The organism is Streptomyces sp. NPDC104226, assembly GCF_055584085.1.
The window spans coordinates 373506-390410 of record NZ_JBVJMS010000010.1 but is presented as its reverse complement, the minus strand read 5'-3'; the positions used below and the strand labels follow the sequence as shown (position 1 = coordinate 390410).

General features: G+C 71.0%; 14 protein-coding genes and 4 tRNA genes. 8 read left to right on the top strand and 10 right to left on the bottom strand.

Annotated elements, in window-relative coordinates; translation table 11 throughout:
- The 4 genes from ACZ60J_RS30450 to ACZ60J_RS30435 form a co-directional block, all read right to left on the bottom strand.
- On the bottom strand, nt 1-2058 hold a 2058-nt coding region (locus tag ACZ60J_RS30450), incomplete at its 3' end, for a DEAD/DEAH box helicase (protein ID WP_469686734.1).
- A 280-nt stretch (nt 2059-2338) separates the two neighbouring features.
- Entirely contained in the window at nt 2339-2962 is a 624-nt protein-coding gene (locus ACZ60J_RS30445; protein WP_469686733.1) for a hypothetical protein, read from the bottom strand.
- A 118-nt stretch (nt 2963-3080) separates the two neighbouring features.
- Entirely contained in the window at nt 3081-3455 is a 375-nt protein-coding gene (locus tag ACZ60J_RS30440) for a fluoride efflux transporter FluC (RefSeq protein WP_469686731.1), read from the bottom strand.
- Complete coding sequence (locus tag ACZ60J_RS30435; protein WP_469686729.1) at nt 3452-3955, bottom strand: FluC/FEX family fluoride channel; 504 nt, start codon at nt 3953-3955, stop codon at nt 3452-3454. Before ACZ60J_RS30435 ends, ACZ60J_RS30440 begins: the two co-directional genes overlap by 4 nt.
- A 124-nt stretch (nt 3956-4079) precedes the next feature.
- Between ACZ60J_RS30435 and ACZ60J_RS30430 the strand changes: the two genes are divergently transcribed.
- From ACZ60J_RS30430 to ACZ60J_RS30415, 4 genes are all read left to right on the top strand, one after another.
- Nucleotides 4080-4430, top strand: coding sequence for a metallopeptidase family protein (locus ACZ60J_RS30430; RefSeq protein ID WP_250751922.1), 351 nt, complete (start codon nt 4080-4082; stop codon nt 4428-4430).
- Nucleotides 4431-4574: 144 nt separating this feature from the next.
- Nucleotides 4575-4647 (top strand) — tRNA-Glu (locus ACZ60J_RS30425).
- A gap of 39 nt (nt 4648-4686) precedes the next feature.
- Nucleotides 4687-4760 (top strand) — tRNA-Asp (locus tag ACZ60J_RS30420).
- A gap of 22 nt (nt 4761-4782) precedes the next feature.
- Nucleotides 4783-4859: transfer RNA gene (locus ACZ60J_RS30415), tRNA-Phe, on the top strand.
- A gap of 43 nt (nt 4860-4902) precedes the next feature.
- Here ACZ60J_RS30415 and ACZ60J_RS30410 read toward each other — a convergent pair.
- From ACZ60J_RS30410 to ACZ60J_RS30400, 3 genes are all read right to left on the bottom strand, one after another.
- Nucleotides 4903-5730, bottom strand: coding sequence for a cytochrome c biogenesis CcdA family protein (locus tag ACZ60J_RS30410; RefSeq protein ID WP_469686728.1), 828 nt, complete (start codon nt 5728-5730; stop codon nt 4903-4905).
- Complete coding sequence (locus tag ACZ60J_RS30405; RefSeq protein WP_469686726.1) at nt 5727-6509, bottom strand: DsbA family protein; 783 nt, start codon at nt 6507-6509, stop codon at nt 5727-5729. Before ACZ60J_RS30405 ends, ACZ60J_RS30410 begins: the two co-directional genes overlap by 4 nt.
- A 63-nt stretch (nt 6510-6572) precedes the next feature.
- On the bottom strand, nt 6573-6998 hold the full coding sequence (locus ACZ60J_RS30400; protein ID WP_469686725.1) for a hypothetical protein: 426 nt from the start codon (nt 6996-6998) through the stop codon (nt 6573-6575).
- A 174-nt stretch (nt 6999-7172) separates the two neighbouring features.
- On the opposite strand from ACZ60J_RS30400, the gene hrpA reads away from it, so the two are divergent.
- Together hrpA and ACZ60J_RS30390 are read left to right on the top strand one after the other, a co-directional pair.
- Complete coding sequence (gene hrpA, locus ACZ60J_RS30395) at nt 7173-11108, top strand: ATP-dependent RNA helicase HrpA (protein ID WP_469686723.1); 3936 nt, start codon at nt 7173-7175, stop codon at nt 11106-11108.
- Nucleotides 11109-11177: 69 nt separating this feature from the next.
- Nucleotides 11178-11251 (top strand) — tRNA-Asp (locus ACZ60J_RS30390).
- A 691-nt stretch (nt 11252-11942) separates the two neighbouring features.
- On the opposite strand, the gene bldC is transcribed toward ACZ60J_RS30390, so the two are convergent.
- Nucleotides 11943-12149 (bottom strand): developmental transcriptional regulator BldC, encoded by a 207-nt coding sequence (gene bldC / locus ACZ60J_RS30385; protein WP_003949541.1) that lies wholly within the window; start codon nt 12147-12149, stop codon nt 11943-11945.
- Nucleotides 12150-12737: 588 nt separating this feature from the next.
- Nucleotides 12738-13592: a DUF8083 family protein gene (locus ACZ60J_RS30380; RefSeq protein ID WP_469686721.1), complete on the bottom strand. Its 855-nt coding sequence runs from the start codon at nt 13590-13592 to the stop codon at nt 12738-12740.
- Between the two features lie 196 nt (nt 13593-13788).
- Here ACZ60J_RS30380 and ACZ60J_RS30375 point away from each other — a divergent pair, with 196 nt between their 5' ends.
- Entirely contained in the window at nt 13789-14886 is a 1098-nt protein-coding gene (locus ACZ60J_RS30375; protein ID WP_469686719.1) for a Leu/Phe/Val dehydrogenase, read from the top strand.
- A gap of 316 nt (nt 14887-15202) precedes the next feature.
- Entirely contained in the window at nt 15203-15466 is a 264-nt protein-coding gene (locus ACZ60J_RS30370; RefSeq protein ID WP_385339434.1) for a DUF3073 domain-containing protein, read from the top strand.
- A 182-nt stretch (nt 15467-15648) separates the two neighbouring features.
- On the opposite strand, the gene purM is transcribed toward ACZ60J_RS30370, so the two are convergent.
- Nucleotides 15649-16719 (bottom strand): phosphoribosylformylglycinamidine cyclo-ligase, encoded by a 1071-nt coding sequence (gene purM / locus ACZ60J_RS30365; protein ID WP_469686717.1) that lies wholly within the window; start codon nt 16717-16719, stop codon nt 15649-15651.
- Nucleotides 16720-16905 lie beyond the last annotated feature (186 nt).

Genomic DNA, 16905 nt, shown 5'->3' with positions numbered 1-16905 from the left:
CGGACGGTCGTCGCGGCGGAAGCCACCACGGTCGCCACCGCGGTCGTCACGGTTGAAACCACCCGAGGGGCGGTCGTCACGACGGAAGCCACCACCGGCCGGACGGTCGCCGCCCGAGCGGAAGCCGCCGGAGGGACGGTCGTCACGGCGGAAGCCACCACGGTCACCACCGGACGGACGGTCGTCGCGGCGGAAGCCACCACGGTCGCCACCGCGGTCGTCACGGTTGAAACCACCCGAGGGGCGGTCGTCACGACGGAAGCCACCACCAGCGGGACGGTCGCCGCCCGAGCGGAAGCCACCGCGGTCGCCGCGGTCGTCACGGCGGAAGCCGCCACGGTCGCCGCCGCGGTCGTCGCGACGGTTGTCACGGCGCTCGTAGTTGCCACGCTCGTCACGGCTCTGGAACGCGGGGCGCTCCTCCACGACGGGCTCGGCCAGGACGGCCGCGACCTCGGCCTCGGCCTGTGCCGCGACCTCGGCGACGGCGGCAGCCACGCCCTCGGCGTCCTCGCCGCGCTCACGCGCGGAGCGGGCGACCAGGCGGTCGGCCTCCTCGCGGAGCTCGACGGCGCGGCGGGAGAGGCGCTCCAGCTGCTTGGTGAGGTCGGCGACCTCGCGCTCGGCCTGCTTGGCGGCGTTGTTCGCGGAGTCGGCCTGGACCTGGGTCAGCGAACGGGCACCGGTGATCTCGGCGACCTCGGGGTCGAAGGCGCCGACGCCCTGGACGATGTGGCGCGAGGCGTCGACGCCCGCGTCCTCCATCAGGCGGAAGATCTGGCGGCGCTGGTGCGGCAGGGCGAGGGAGACGACCACGCCCGACTTGCCGGCGCGGGCGGTGCGGCCCGAGCGGTGCAGGTAGTCCTTGTGGTCGCCGGCCGGGTCCACGTTCAGGACCAGGTCGATGCCGTCGACGTGGATGCCGCGGGCGGCGACGTCGGTGGCGACGAGCGCGTTGACGTAGCCGTCCTTGAAGTCGGCGAGGACGCGGGTACGGGCGCCCTGCGTCATGCCGCCGTGCAGCGCGTCGGCCTTCACGCCGGACTCGATGAGCTGCTCGGCGATGCGGTCGGCGCCCAGCTGGGTGCGGACGAAGATGATGGTGCGGCCCTTGCGGGCGGCGATGGCGGCCGTGACCGGCGCCTTGTCCTTCGGCTTCACGACGAGGACGTGGTGCGTCATGGTCGTGACGTTGCCCTGCGCGCTGTCGACCTCGTGCGTGACGGGGTCGGTCAGGTAGCGCTTGACCAGGGTGCCGATCTCGTTCTCCATGGTGGCGGAGAAGAGCATGCGCTGACCGCCGGCCGGGACCTGGTCGAGCAGCTCGGTGACCTCGGGCAGGAAGCCCAGGTCGGCCATCTGGTCGGCCTCGTCGAGGACGGCGACCTCGACGTTCGCCAGGGAGCAGGCGCCGCGGTTGATGATGTCGCGCAGACGGCCCGGGGTGGCGACGAGGACGTCGACACCGCGCTCCAGAGCGAAGATCTGGTTGCTCATGGAGGTACCGCCGCAGACGACCTTCATCTTGAGGCCGAGGACGTCGCCGTAGGGCTGGAGAGCGTCGGCGACCTGCATCGCGAGCTCACGCGTCGGCGTCAGGATGATCGCGCGGGGCTTCTTCTTCTCGGTGAAGCCACCGGCCAGGCGGGCCAGGGTCGGCAGACCGAAGGAGAGGGTCTTGCCGGAGCCGGTGCGGCCACGGCCGAGGATGTCCTTGCCGGCCAGGGCGTCCGGGATGGTCGCGGCCTGGATCGGGAACGGGGCGGTGACACCGTTCTGCGCGAGCTTGCGCACGATGCCGTCCGGCAGACCGAGGTCGCCGAAGGTCACGGTGGGCTCGGCGTCGTCGGCCGCGGCCTCGTCGTCGCGGAAGTCGTCGGCGGAGTCCTCGAAGGAGGCGTCGGACTCGTGGTTCGCCACGTCGGCCTCGAGGGCCTCGATGATCTCGTCGGCGACTACGGCCTCGATGGCCTCGGTGACCGCGAGGGTCTCGGCGTCGACGATCTCGGTGGAGTCGTTCTCGGGCATGACGGAGCGGTCAGAACTGGAAATGGACATGCGAAATGCGAAACCTTCCGGAGTCTCGGCACGCGCCCAAACTCCGTGAATTCGCAAATCGACCGCCTCAATGCGGTCAGCCACGGCTGGGGAGAGTACGCGCCACACGGCGCTCTTCGGATTCGGCGCCGGGCAATGGGATCAAACGATCTATAACCATACGCACCCTCCCCGGGGTCTGGCAAGTCACTCCCCCAAAGAAGGCTCTGACCTGCGGAAAAACCATCCGCCCGCCAGACCCTGGCAGGCGGATCGCACCGCGGCCGCACCGGTTTCGGGCCTACGGCTGCCCGCCCGGCTCACCCGTCGGCTCCGGCTTCGGGGGCTCCGGGGTCGGTGTGGGCTCCGTCACGGGCGGAGGGGTGACCGGCGGCGGGGAGGCCGGCGGTTCCTGGCTCGGGGAGGCGGGCTGGCCGCCTCCGGAGGCGCTGCCTCCGCCAGAGCCCGACGCGGAGCCGGAACCGCCCGTCGGGGGCTGCTGGGGGCCCTGGCCGCCCGCTCCACCACCCGGACCGGCCGACGGCGAGGGCGCCCCGGGCGGGCCGGCCGGGGCCCCGGGGCTGGGGGAGGCCCCGGCCGCGCCGGAGGTGGTCCCGGGCCCCCCGGCCTTGCCGTCCTGGTTCCCCGTACCGCCCTTCGAGCCGTGGCCGCCGCCCTGGCCCCCGGCGCCCTTCCCGGACGAGGCGCCCCCGCCGGACTTGCCGCCCTGGACGCCCGCCGACGCGGAGGGCCCGGGCTGCGCGGCGTCCTCCCCGACGCTCATGCATCCGGCCGTCGCGGCCACCGCGAGCGCGGCGACGGCGAGGCGGAGCGAGCGGGAGGACCGCGAGGGCCGGGGAGATCGGGGTGAACCGGGGGAACCGAGGAAGCCGAGGGAACCAAGAGAAACGGACAACTGGCGCACGGGGGCACCTCCGGAACGCTGGCAAGGGTCCGCGATGAGCGGGTCGATGTGCCCAACTCCCTCTGCCCCGTTCGGGACACGCCCCAACAGGCCTTGGGGGAGGCGGGCGGAGCCACCGTCAGTCGAACAGGTGTACCGCCACCTGGTGGCCGAGCGTGACCCCGCCCAGCCCGACCAGCACCGAAGCCGCCACGTTCGCCGCCGCCAGGAACTTCCAGCCCCGCTCGGCCAGGCGCAGCGTCTCGTAGGAGAACGTCGAGTAGGTGCTCAGCGCCCCGCACAGCCCGGTCCCGAGCAGCAGGTTCAGCCGCGAGGAGGCGGCCCCGTCCAGCACCGCCCCGGTCAGCGCCCCCAGCACCAGGGAGGCGGCCGCGTTCACCACGAAGGTGCCCCAGGGGAACACCGAGTCGTGCCGCGCCTGCACCGCGCGGTCGGTCAGGTACCGCAGGGGCGCTCCTACGGCCGCGCCCACCATGACGATCAGCCAGTTCATCCCCGCCCCGCCCCCTGTCCCGATCCCCGCCCCCGGCCGTCGCCGACCGCGCGCCGGGTGACCACGGCCGCCGCCCACACCGCGGTCAGCGCCGCGGCCACCGTGAGCCCGGCGTACGCCAGCGCGGTAGCGGCCTCACCGGCGTCGAGGAGCCGCGCGAAGTCCACGGCGTAGGTGGAGAAGGTGGTGAACCCGCCGAGCACCCCGACCCCGAGGAAGGGCCGTACGAGGGGATGCGCCGACCGGCCGCCCTCGCTGATCAGCACCATGAGCACGCCGATGAGCGCGCAGCCCGACACGTTGATCCAGAAGGTGCCCCACGGGAAGGCCCCGGGCGCGGCCGGCCACAGCAGCCCGACCCCGTACCGCGCCGCGGCGCCCGCGGCGCCGCCCGCCGCCACGGCCGCGAGCACCAGGCGCCGGGGTTCGGCGCGCTGCGCCGGTACGTGCAGGTCGACGTCCGGGTCGATGGCCTCGGCCCCTTCCGCCGGCCGGGTCATCCGCACTCCGCTTCACAGGTCGCCACGGGTTCACAGGTCGCCACCGGGTCATTCTCGCGCGCCGGGTCCCGGCCCGCCGGAAACGAGCAGCCGCAATCGGAGCGCGGCACGGGAGAATGACCCCGTGCTGGAGATGACGCGTGACGCGTTCGAAGAGCTGGTGGCCGAAGCGCTGGACTCGATCCCCGAGGAGCTGACCCGGGTCATGGACAACGTGGCCGTCTTCGTGGAGGACGAGCCCGCCTCCGACGACCCGGAACTCCTCGGCCTCTACGAAGGGACCCCGCTCACGGAGCGCGGGGAGTGGTACGCCGGGGTCCTGCCCGACCGGATCTCGATCTACATGGGGCCGACCCTGCGGATGTGCGAGAGCACGGACGAGGTGGTCCACGAGGTCGCCGTGACGGTGGTCCACGAGATCGCCCACCACTTCGGCATCGACGACGAGCGGCTCCACGAGCTCGGCTGGGGCTGACCTCCCGGGTCTCCTCCGACCCGCTGCCGACCCGCTGCTGACCCGCTGCTGACCCGCCCGCGGAAACCGTTTTGGCGATCGCCGCCGGGATCCCATATGCTTCTCACGTCCCCGACGCGCTGGAAAGTGCCCGGCGGGCCTTTAGCCCTCATCGTCTAGTGGCCCAGGACGCCGCCCTTTCAAGGCGGTAGCACGGGTTCGAATCCCGTTGGGGGTACGCATTACCGTGTGCGAGACTTGTGCTCGCACATTGCAAGGACCTGTGGAGCAGTTGGTTAGCTCGCCACCCTGTCAAGGTGGAGGTCGCGGGTTCAAGTCCCGTCAGGTTCGCTGAAGCCGGAAACGGTTTCGTGGCTGGGTAGCTCAGTTGGTACGAGCGATCGCCTGAAAAGCGATAGGTCGCCGGTTCGACCCCGGCCCCAGCCACCAGTGAATACGAGAAGGCCCCGTCCATCGGACGGGGCCTTCTTCGTCATTCCGCCGCCCTGGACCGCCGGCGCCACTGCACCAGGCCCGCGCCCGCCGCCGCCACGGCCACCAGCCCGAGCAGCGCCCAGTCCGGGACCGCGTCCGCGACCGCCTGGACGCGCTGCTCCACCGCGAAGGAATCGTCCACGTCCAGCAGCCCCGGCAGGGCGCTCGCCCCGTCGTAGGCCAGGAACAGCGTGCCGAGCAGCACGAAGAACAGGCCCGAGGCCAGCGAGGTCGTGTGCAGTTCGAAGCGGCCGACCGAGAAGGCGCGGCCGCGCAGCCAGCGCCGGCGGCCCAGGTCGAAGCGCTCCCAGAGCAGGGCCAGGACGAACAGCGGCACGGCCATGCCCAGGGCGTACACCGCCAGCAGCAGGCCTCCGTAGACCGGGCTGCCGCTGACCGCCGCCACCGTCAGGATGCTGCCGAGGATGGGCCCGGCGCAGAAGCCGGCCAGCCCGTAGACGGCGCCCAGCGCGTACACCGACAGGGCGGTGGTCGGCCGGATCCTCCCCGACAGCTCCGAGAGCCGCTTCGAGGCGAAGCCCAGGCCCAGGATCTGGGCGAGGCCGAGCCCGATGATCAGCCAGCCGCCGGCCAGCACGAGGCCCTCGCGGTGGCCGTGGAAGAACCGTCCGGCGTACGAGCCCGCGGCCCCCAGCGGTACGAGGGTGCTCGCGAGGCCCGCGTAGAAGATCCCGGTGCGCGCCAGCAGCCTGGAGGCGGAGTCGATGGAGTACGCGAAGAAGGCGGGCAGGAGCAGCGCGCTGCACGGGCTGAGCAGCGCGAGGAGGCCGCCGAGCAGGGCGGCCAGGTATCCGGCGTCGGTCACTTCGCGGCCGCCTGCGCCTGTGCCTTGGCCTTCGCGATGGCGGCGTCGAAGGCCGCCGGGGGCTGGGCTCCCGCGATGGGCTGCCCGTTGATCAGGAAGGACGGGGTGGAGGTCACGCCGATGCGGTAGCCCTCCTCCTGGTCCTTCGCCAGGGCGGCCGTGGCCTGCTCCCCCGTCCTGTCCTTCTCGAAGCGCTCCAGGTCCGGGACCCCGGCCTCCCGCGCCAGTTCGGTCAGCCGCTCCGCTCCGAAGCCCTTCTCCTTGGCACCCTCGGCGTACGCGGCTGCGTGGAACTGCGCGAAGCGGTCCTGCTGCCCCGCCGCCCAGGCGGCCTTGGCGGCGGCCTCGGATTCGGCGCCGAAGATCGGGAAGTTGCGCCACTCGATGCGCAGGGTGCCGTCCTCCACGTACTTCTTCACGAGCTCGGGCTCGGTGTCGCGGGCGAACTTTCCGCAGTAGCCGCATTTGAAGTCGGAGTACTCGATCAGCACGACGGGCGCGTCGGCCCGGCCCGCGGCGAGCTTGTCGCCGGCCTCCCGGCGGGCCAGGGCCTTGAGCTGCGCGGCGGGATCCTTGGCGGATCCGGCCTCCGGGGTTTCCGGGGAGGAGGCCGCGGACGACCGGGAGCCGCTCCCGCTGCCGTCCTCCGGCTTGGTGGCCTGCCAGGAGACCAGCCCGAGGGTGACGGCGGCGAGGGCGACCCCGGCGGAGATCAGCAGGGGCTTGCGGGAGGAACGGGAAGAACGGGAAGAAGAGGACCGGGAGGGAGAAGCGGGCATGCGGGTGCTCCAGAGCTGTGCGGGCGGAAGGGGCGGACCGGGCGGCCGATGCGGCCGGTCCTCCTAGACCCGCATCACGGACAGCTCCAGCAGGGACGGCGCCGGCTGACCCGGCCCGCGTACGAGGACCCGTACGGGTATCGCCCGCGCCGGGAGCGCCGCCTCGGGCGCGGGCCCCGCGGGCGGGGCCTGAGGCTGCGCGTGGTCGGACCCGGCCCGCGCCGGCAGGGCGGGTGCGCCGTCCCGGCCTGGGAACTCCGGAGCGCAGGCGGGCCCGGCCGGAGCGGCGAAGGCCGCGGCGGAAGAGGAGCCCGGCTCTGCCGGGGCGGCGGGGGCCGCCACGCCGGACGGGACCGCCACGAGGGACGCGCCGGCCGGGAGCGCGGGGACCGTCGGCACCCCCGTCACCGCCGCCGCCCGGGCTGTCGCCGGGGCCGCCACCTGGAAGGTTCCGGCCAGGAGGGCCCAGCCCAGGAGTACCGCGAACACGCACCGGAGGCGGTGGCTGCGGGACATCGTGGGCGGCCTCTCGCTGGGAGGTGGTCGGGGTGTCGCTGGGGACACGTCGGGGTAACGCTCGGGGGACTCGTCCCGAAATGGTACGGGTCAGCCCCACAAATGCGTTCGCCACCCGGCACCTACGGGTGAGATCCTCGACCAGGTATGTCTACTTCCTTCGCCGCCCTGCAGACGCTTCTCGGTGAGATCTCCCTCCGTGACGCGCACCGCCTCGGCCGCCGCCTCGAAGGCGCCCGCCGCATCCGCAAGCCCGAGGCCAAGCAGGCCGTGCTCGACGAGATCGCCGCGGAGGCCGAAAAGGCCGCCGCGCGACTGGCCGGCCGTGCCTCGCGGATGCCCGAGGTCACGTATCCCGAGAACCTGCCCGTCAGCCAGAAGAAGGACGAGATCGCCGAGGCGATACGCGACCACCAGGTCGTGATCGTCGCGGGCGAGACCGGCTCCGGAAAGACCACGCAGATCCCCAAGATCTGCATGGAGCTGGGGCGCGGGGTCCGCGGCATGATCGGGCACACCCAGCCCCGCCGGATCGCGGCCCGCACGGTCGCGGAGCGCATCGCGGAGGAGCTGAAGTCCGAGATCGGCCAGACCGTCGGCTGGAAGGTCCGGTTCACCGACCAGGTGGACCAGGACGCGACCTTCGTGAAGCTGATGACGGACGGCATCCTGCTCGCCGAGATCCAGACGGACCGCGAGCTGCGCGCGTACGACACGATCATCATCGACGAGGCCCACGAGCGGTCGCTGAACATCGACTTCCTGCTCGGCTACCTCGCCACGCTGCTGCCCAAGCGCCCCGACCTCAAGGTGATCATCACCTCGGCGACCATCGACCCGGAGCGCTTCTCCCGGCACTTCGGCGAGGCCCCGATCGTCGAGGTCAGCGGCCGGACCTATCCGGTGGAGGTCCGTTACCGGCCCCTCCTGGAGGAAGAATCCGAGGACTCCGACCGCGACCAGATCACCGCGATCTGCGAGGCCGTCGACGAGCTCCAGTCGGAAGGGCCGGGCGACATCCTCGTCTTCCTCTCCGGCGAGCGCGAGATCCGCGACACCGCGGACGCGCTGGAGAAGCGCAAGCTGCGCTTCACCGAGGTCCTCCCCCTCTACGCGCGCCTCTCGCACGCCGAGCAGCACCGGGTCTTCCAGCAGCACACGGGCCGCCGGATCGTCCTCGCGACCAACGTCGCCGAGACCTCCCTGACCGTCCCCGGCATCAAGTACGTGATCGACCCGGGCACCGCCCGCATCTCCCGCTACAGCCACCGCACCAAGGTCCAGCGGCTGCCCATCGAGCGGATCTCGCAGGCCAGCGCCAACCAGCGCAAGGGCCGCTGCGGCCGTACCAGCGACGGCATCTGCATCCGCCTCTACTCCGAGGACGACTTCCTCACCCGCCCGGAGTTCACGGACGCCGAGATCCTGCGCACCAACCTCGCCTCCGTCATCCTCCAGATGACCGCGGCCGGCCTCGGCGAGATCGAGAAGTTCCCCTTCATCGACCCGCCGGACCACCGCAACATCCGCGACGGCGTGCAGCTGCTCCAGGAGCTCGGCGCACTCGATCCGCACGAGAAAGACCACAAGAAGCGGCTCACCCCGATGGGCCGCCAGCTCTCCCAGCTCCCCGTGGACCCGCGCCTCGCGCGCATGGTGGTGGAGGCGGACAAGAACAACTGCGTCCGCGAGGTCATGGTCATCGCGGCGGCCCTGTCGATCCAGGACCCGCGCGAGCGGCCCTCGGACAAGCAGACCCAGGCGGACCAGAACCACGCCCGGTTCAAGGACGAGACGAGCGACTTCCTCTCGTTCCTGCTCATGTGGCGCTACATCCGGGAGCAGCAGAAGGAGCGCGGCTCGTCCTCCTTCCGCCGGATGTGCAAGCAGGAGTACCTGAACTTCCTGCGGATCCGCGAATGGCAGGACATCTATTCGCAACTGCGTACGGTCGCCAAGTCCATGGGGATCCACGTCAACGAGGCCGACGCCCCCGAGACGAGCGTGCACATCTCGCTGCTGGCCGGCCTGCTGTCGCACATCGGCCTGAAGGACACCGACAAGAACGAGTACCTGGGGGCCCGGTCCGCCAAGTTCGCGATCTTCCCGGGCTCCTCGCTGTTCAAGAAGCAGCCCAAGTTCCTGATGTCGGCCGAGCTGGTGGAAACCTCCAGGCTGTGGGCCCGGGTGAACGCCAAGGTCGAGCCGGAGTGGGTGGAGCCGCTCGCCCAGCACCTGATCAAGCGCACGTACAGCGAGCCGCACTGGGAGAAGGACCAGGCGGCCGTGATGGCGTTCGAGAAGGTCACGCTGTACGGCGTGCCGATCGTCGCGCAGCGCAAGATCAACTACGGCCGGATCGACGCCGAGGTCTCGCGCGACCTGTTCATTCGCAACGCCCTGGTCGAGGGCGACTGGCGGACCCACCACAAGTTCTACGCCGACAACCGCAAGCTCCTCACCGAGGTGGAGGAGCTGGAGAACCGGGCCCGGCGCCGCGACATCGTGGTCGACGACGAGACGCTCTTCGACTTCTACGACCAGCGGATCCCCGAACACGTGGTCTCCGGGGCGCACTTCGACTCCTGGTGGAAGCACAAGAAGCGCGACGAGCCCGAGCTGCTCGACTTCGAGCGCGAGATGCTCCTGACGGAGAAGGCGGCCGGGGTCACCAAGGCCGACTATCCGGACTCCTGGATGCAGGGCCGGCTGAAGTTCCGGGTGACCTACCAGTTCGAGCCGGGTGCGGACGCGGACGGCGTGACCGTCCACATCCCGCTCCAGGTGCTGAACCAGGTCACGGACGAGGGCTTCGACTGGCAGATCCCGGGTCTGCGCGAGGAGGTGGTCACGGAGCTGATCCGGTCCCTCCCGAAGCCGATCCGCCGGCACTACGTGCCCGCGCCGAACTACGCGACCCGCTTCCTGGCCACCTCGCACCCGCTGCAGGAGCCCCTGCACGTGACGCTGGCCCGGGAGCTCCAGCGGATGGTCGGGGTCCCGGTCAGCGCCGAGGACTTCGACCTGACCCGCATCCCCGACCACCTGAAGATCACCTTCCGGATCGTCGACGAGCGCCGCAAGAACCTCGCCGAGGCCAAGGACCTGGAGGCCCTGCGGCTCCGGCTCAAGCCCAAGGCCCGCCAGGCGCTCTCGAAGGCCGCCGCGGCCACCGCCGAGCGCGAGGGCGGGGAGTCGGTGGAGAAGACCGGGCTGACGGACTGGACCATCGGCACGCTGACCAAGGTCTTCGAGACCCGCCGGGCCGGCCAGCCGGTGAAGGCGTACCCGGCGCTCGTGGACGCCGGTACGAGCGTCTCCGTACGCCTCTTCGACACGGAGGCCGAGCAGCAGCAGGCCATGCGGCTCGGCACCCGGCGCCTCATCCTGCTGAACATCACGGTGAACCCGGCGAAGTTCGCCTCGGACCACCTGAGCAACCAGCAGAAGCTGGCGCTGTCACGCAATCCGCACGGCTCCATCCAGGCGCTGTTCGACGACTGCGCGACCGCGGCGGCCGACCACCTGATCGCGAAGCACGGCGGACCGGCGTGGGACGAGGCGGGCTTCCGCAGGCTCTACGAGGCCGTGCGGACCGACCTGGTGGACACGACCGTACGGACGATCACGCAGGTGCAGCAGGTGCTGGCCGCCTGGCAGGCCTGCGAACGCCGCCTGAAGACCACGGGCAGCCTCGCCCTGGTGGCCAACGTCCAGGACGCCAGGACACAGCTCGCGGCCCTCATGCCCGCCGGCTTCGTCACGCTGACCGGACTGCGCCGGCTGCCGGACCTGATGCGCTACCTGGTGGCCGTCGACCGGCGGCTCCAGCAGATGCCCACGGGCGTCCAGCGCGACACCACGCGCATGGAGAAGGTCCACGAGATGCGGGACGAATACCTGTGGCTGCTGGAGCAGTTGCCCCAGGGCAGGCCGGTCCCGGCGGAGGTCACCGAGATCCGCTGGATGATCGAGGAACTGCGGGTCAGCTACTTCGCGCACGCCCTCGGAACCGCGTATCCGATCTCCGACAAGCGCATCGTGAAGGCGGTGGACGCGGCCGCCCCGGGGCCCGGTCGGTGATCGGGTTCGACTGCACCCCCTGAGCTGCGGTACAGTCTGATTCGCAGCCGCCCAGCGGCCGCAAATCAAGGACCTGTGGAGCAGTTGGTTAGCTCGCCACCCTGTCAAGGTGGAGGTCGCGGGTTCAAGTCCCGTCAGGTTCGCAAGATCGTCAGGGCCCGCATCTTCTGGATGCGGGCCCTGACGCGTTTCCGGGGCGGCACGGGCAAGCATCGGGCGGCGTGGGGGGCGGCGCACTGACCGCCGTACGGAGCCGTTGGACCGAACGGCCCACCAGACCGCCCCACGAGCCCGATCGGGCCCGGCAGCGCCCCGAAGCCCCACCAGTCGCTCCGCGACCCCCCAACGGCCCGCTGGGGGCCGTCTGGAGCCCCGTGCGGGGCCTACGGGGAGACGCGGGCCACCTCGGACCGCTCCGGACCACCCCGGGCCGCCCCGCCTCCGGCCGCACCGCGCCGTCGCTCCCGACAAATCGCCCGTCCGGGGGATGCGCCCTGTGCGACACGTCCCTTTACGGGGTGCATTGCCTGATCCACAAGAGTGATCATCTGTGACGGGAGTCACCCCATGTGTTTTTGAGACGCACGCTTTTATGGCACCCCTACGCCCGCTCGATTTTATATGTGCCATTGCACCCACCCCGGCCGCCTCCGCACATCCGCTCGATAACGCCCTGACCAGGGCATAAAAAAGATCGCGCTGGACCCGGCGGAGTCCAGCGCGATCGAACGACTGATGAACCTGTTGGGGCAGGTCCGGCCGTTTGAAGCTCTGTGGGGATCATCGGATTGGGGGACCCGATAAACACCCGGCAATAAGTGGTGCTGCGTAACCTCAGGCCTCGCTGCGCTGCTGCGGAATTCCCGCAAGCAGTGCGCGGACCTCAGCCTCGCGGTAGCGGCGGTGTCCACCCAGGGTGCGGATGGACGTGAGCTTGCCAGCCTTGGCCCAACGGGTGACCGTCTTCGGGTCCACGCGGAACATCGTGGCAACCTCAGCCGGGGTCAGCAGCGGCTCGGCATCAGGGGTGCGAGCGGTCATGAGCGGCCTCCTCGGGAGAACCGAACCATCTCGGTTCTTTCCTCTAAATTCTGCACCTTGGCCCGCGGTGCCCGAAATGGACATACGCGGGCCGAGTCGGTTATAGGACGAACGGCTTGTCCTCGGCACTACAACTACACCATCTGTCCAGCCTCGACGGCCAAACCGATGGAATTGCCCTCCGAGGTGTTCATCAGCGGCGGAAGCCGATGGACCGTCCCATAACGGACAGTCACCCCACTGTGACGATCAGTCACAGAGCGATCAGGAGTCGTCAGACCCCCCGTAGAGTGCAATACCGAGCATTCCGCCCTTAGTTGGACGGAAGGAACCCTCCCCGGACTCCTTGTCCTATTTTGGCACGAGGGTAGGGGAAGGGCGCAAGGGTGTAGATAGTGCGGTCCGTCACGCTTGGGCCAATGGCCCGTATCGGGACGTAGGTCCCGGAACAAAGACCCAAAAGAGGGCATCACGGCCTTGAGCTGGCCGTTCTCTTCCGTGGTCGGCCGATCGGCCGATGGACAAGCGGCGCCGGGGTCGCTACCGGGGTCGCGCAGGTCACTCGGGCCAGAAACGGAATCGCACCTCTCAATTGGCGAAGAGTCTCTCCCGGACCGCCCGCCACCGCTCCGCCAGGGCCCCGTACGTGCGCGCCGCCCCGTCCCGGTCCCCGGCCCGCAGGGCCGTGAGCCCCGCCGCCAGGTCCGCCGCCGAGTGGTCCGCGTCGAGCCGGTCCGCCGGCAGGGCGTGCAGCAGCCCGCCGTAGTCCAGCTCCACCATCGAGCGGGGGTGGAACTCCTCCAGCCAGCTGCCGACCTCCACCAGCCCCTCGGCGAGCATCCCGTACCCCTCGGCCTCCCGCAGGGTCCGCAGTCCCCGCGCGAGCCGGCGCCGGGCCTGCACCATCGGCGTCCGGTAGCGCAGCCCCTCGCCCGGCACGTACTCCCGCTCCTCGTCGGCCACCAGCACGAACCAGCGCAGCGGCACCTGCCAGACCCCCGTACGGATCCACGGCCGCGCATCGGGATTGCGCCCGCGCCAGAGCTCGTACTCCTCGGTCGCGCGGCGGCGGACGGCCGCGGGCAGGGCGGCGTCGAGCACCGGCAGCGGGAACTCGGCCTGCAGCTCCTGGAGCGCTAGCCAGCCCCGCAGCCTCGTCCGCCAGGGGCAGACCAGCAGGACCCCGTCGACCTCGGCGGTGAAGGCGTCCGCGCTCTCGTGCACCGGGACGCCGACCACGGGCACCCGGACCAAGTCCACCAGCGACCGGCGCAGTTCGTCCTGGGCGGTCGGGGTGGCCCCGCGCCGGGCGTAGTCGGCCCAGTGGGTGCGCTCGGGCTCCGGGAACGCCGTCAGGGGTTCGTAGACGCGCAGGTAGGAGGCGTACGGGACGGTCGGGGCCGAGCGGGCGGACGGCAGCCGGGGATCGGGGGATTCGCTCACGCTCTCGTACTCCCCCGCCCCGCCCGGCGCTACTCCGGCGGACCGCCCACCGCCCCTTCTCACCCCTCCGGCGTCCCGATCTCCGGACTGGGGGGAGCACGGGACCCCGGAGGTCTTACGCTGCTCCCAGCACGCCCTCCCCCACCCGCAGGGCGGGCGTCTTTCCCGCCGCATCTCTTCCATGGGAGTCACCACCGTGACCGAAATGACCGACGGCGTCCTGCACACCCTGTTCCGCAGCGAACAGGGCGGCCACGAGCAAGTCGTGCTGTGCCAGGACCGAGCCTCCGGCCTGAAGGCCGTCATCGCGATCCACTCCACCGCCCTGGGCCCGGCCCTCGGCGGTACGCGGTTCCACGCGTACGCCTCGGACGAGGAGGCCGTCCTCGACGCGCTGAACCTCTCGCGCGGCATGTCGTACAAGAACGCGCTCGCCGGGCTCGACCTGGGCGGCGGCAAGGCCGTCATCATCGGCGACCCCGACGCCCTCAAGTCCGAGGAACTGCTGCTGGCCTACGGCCGGTTCGTGGAGTCCCTCGGCGGCCGCTACGTGACCGCCTGCGACGTCGGCACCTACGTGGCCGACATGGACGTCGTGGCCCGCGAGACCCGCTGGGCGACCGGCCGCTCCCCGGAGAACGGCGGCGCCGGCGACTCCTCCGTCCTCACCGCCTTCGGCGTCTTCCAGGGCATGCGCGCCAGCGCCCAGCACCTGTGGGGCGACCCGACCCTGCGCGGCCGCAAGGTCGGTGTCGCGGGCGTCGGCAAGGTCGGCCACCACCTGGTCGAGCACCTGCTGGAGGACGGCGCCGAGGTCGTCATCACGGACGTCCGCACCGAGTCCGTGCAGAAGATCCTCGACAAGCACCCGGGCAAGGTGACCGCCGTCGCCGACACCGAGGCGCTGATCCGCGTGGAGGGCCTGGACATCTACGCCCCCTGCGCGCTCGGCGGGGCCCTGAACGACGACTCCGTACCGGCGCTCACCGCCAAGATCGTCTGCGGCGCGGCGAACAACCAGCTCGCCCACCCGGGCATCGAGAAGGACCTCGCGGACCGCGGGATCCTCTACGCCCCGGACTACGTGGTCAACGCGGGCGGGGTCATCCAGGTCGCCGACGAGCTGCGCGGCTTCGACTTCGACCGGTGCAAGGCCAAGGCCGCGAAGATCTTCGACACCACGCTGGAGATCTTTGCACGCGCGAAGTCGGACGGGATTCCGCCGGCCGCGGCCGCCGACCGCATCGCCGAGCAGCGGATGGCGGACGCCCGCAGCGCGGCGCGCACCGCCTGACCTTCCCGACCCTCCCGGCACGCAGGGGCCCTGAACGGGGCTTCTGGGCGGCCGGCCGGGGCGCAGCGAGACGGAACTCACTGCGCTTCGGCGGGTCGCCCGTCAGGAAACGGCTAAAATCGCAGCTGACCAGCGAGGACGGGGCGCCTTGCTGGTACTGCACCGGGGCGCGTCATGCGGGCGGCGTACCGTATGGCCGCGGAAGCAGGTACCGTTAAACCCCTACGGACGGTCTCTCCACGGAGAGCCCGCTCCGAACCATGAACGCGTGTCAGACTCTGGGGCCGTCGAGCCCCGTCACCGAGGGGGTCGAGCCATGGGGCGCGGCCGGGCAAAGGCCAAGCAGACGAAGGTCGCCCGCCAGCTGAAGTACAGCAGCGGCGGGACTGACTTGTCGCGTCTGGCCAATGAGCTGGGCGCATCGCACACGGAACCGCTGCCTGTCAGCGAGCCGGTCGTCGATGACGAGCTTGATGATGACGAGGACGACCCGTACGCCAAGTACGCGGAGCGCTACAACAGCGATGACGACGACGAGGACGAAGAGTCCGGTCCGTCCGTCTACCGTCGCGGTGCTTGACGCGCCCATCGGCGTCGAACGCGCGGTGCGCTGATCCTCAGCAGCGGCACACAGCTTCACATGCACGGAAACCCGGTCCAGGGCATCGCCCCGGGCCGGGTTTCCGTGCTGTGTGCACATTCGGTGAGCTCGCATGCGGTGAGCGCAGGTGGGAGCCGGTGGTGGCCGGCTCCCCCGAGCGGTCAGCCCGCGTAGTCGCCGATCATCGTCGCGCCCTCGGCGTGGTCGCCGCGGTCGAGGATCTCGCCCGCGACCCAGGCGTCGACGCCCCGGTCGGCCAGGGCGGTCAGGGCCACGTCCACCGACTCCTGCGGGACCACGGCCATCATGCCGACGCCCATGTTCAGGGTCTTCTCCAGCTCCAGGCGCTCCACCTGACCGGCCTTGCCGACCAGGTCGAAGATCGCGCCCGGGGTCCAGGTCGAGCGGTCGACCGTGGCGTGCAGGTGGTCCGGGATCACCCGGGCGAGGTTGGCCGCGAGGCCGCCGCCCGTGATGTGGGAGTAGGCGTGCACGTCGGCCGTCCGGGTGAGGGCCATGCAGTCCAGCGAGTAGATCTTGGTGGGCTCCAGCAGCTCCTCGCCGAGGGTCCGGCCGAGCTCCTCGACGTGGCCCTCCAGGGACATCCCGGCCCGGTCGAAGAGGACGTGGCGGACCAGCGAGTACCCGTTCGAGTGAAGACCGGAGGACGCCATCGCGATGACGGCGTCGCCCGTACGGATGCGGTCCGCGCCCAGCAGGCGGTCGTACTCGACGACGCCGGTGCCGGCGCCCGCCACGTCGAAGTCCTCCGGGCCCAGCAGGCCGGGGTGCTCGGCGGTCTCGCCGCCGACCAGGGCGCAGCCGGCCAGGACGCAGCCCTCGGCGATGCCCTTGACGATGGCCGCGACACGCTCGGGGTGGACCTTGCCGACGCAGATGTAGTCGGTCATGAAGAGCGGCTCGGCGCCGCACACGACGATGTCGTCCATGACCATCGCGACGAGGTCGTGGCCGATGGTGTCGTACACGCCCATGCGGCGGGCGATGTCCACCTTGGTGCCGACGCCGTCGGTGGCGGAGGCGAGCAGGGGGCGCTCGTAGCGCTTGAGGGCGGAGGCGTCGAAGAGGCCGGCGAAGCCGCCCAGGCCGCCCAGGACCTCGGGGCGCTGCGTCTTCTTCACCCACTCCTTCATCAGCTCGACGGCGCGGTCTCCCGCGTCGATGTCCACGCCCGCGGCTGCGTAGCTGGCACCGGTGGTCTTCTCTGTCATGACAGGGATGAGCTTTCGTGTCGTTGCTGCGTGTGGTGCGAGGCCCTGGAAAAGCCTGAAAGAGAAGGCCCCGCGCAGGTTGAGCAGGATGAGGGGGAGGGGAGGGGCCGTGGTGGGGGGGGGGGGGGGTGGGGGGGGAGAGGGGGAGCGTTTTCTCTGCCCCTTTCTCTGGTCGGCGTTTTTGCT